This is a genomic window from Neisseria sp. P0021.S007, from assembly GCF_051956855.1.
On the sequence record NZ_JBQCXA010000609.1, the window covers coordinates 1 to 656 of the forward strand.

Sequence of the window (656 nt, forward strand, 5' to 3'; positions counted from 1 at the left end):
GTTCCATGTGATGACTCACGCTTTCTTTAAAGCCTTGCTGTTCTTGGCTGCAGGTAGCGCGATTATCGGTATGCACCATGACCAAGATATGCGCCACATGGGCAACCTGAAAAAATACATGCCGATTACTTGGCTGACCATGCTGATCGGTAACTTGTCGCTGATCGGTACGCCGTTCTTCTCCGGCTTCTATTCCAAAGATTCGATTATCGAAGCGGCGAAATACAGCACCCTGCCGGGCAGTGGCTTTGCCTATTTTGCGGTCCTTGCCAGTGTGTTTGTTACTGCGTTCTACGCGTTCCGCCAATACTTTATGGTGTTCCACGGTGAAGAGAAATGGCGCAACCTGCCTGAGCATCATGACGATCATCATGGCGAAGAGCATCACGGCTTGGGCAAAAACGACAATCCGCACGAAAGCCCGTTGGTTGTTACCCTGCCTTTGATTCTGCTGGCCATTCCGTCCGTTATCATCGGCTACGTTGCCATTGAGCCTATGCTTTACGGCGATTTCTTTAAAGACGTAATCTTTGTCAATGCCGACGCGCATCCGACCATGCACATCATGAAGGAAGAGTTCCACGGCGCATTGGCAATGGTGTCACACAGCCTGCATTCGCCTGTACTCTACCTTGCTATCGCAGGTGTCTTAAGCG

Annotated in this window: 1 protein-coding gene; it reads left to right on the forward strand. The window is 50.8% G+C overall.

The window, feature by feature from the left end:
• Positions 1-656: proton-conducting transporter transmembrane domain-containing protein (locus tag ACTHUR_RS14930; protein WP_440399380.1), on the forward strand; the 656-nt coding region annotated here is incomplete at both ends.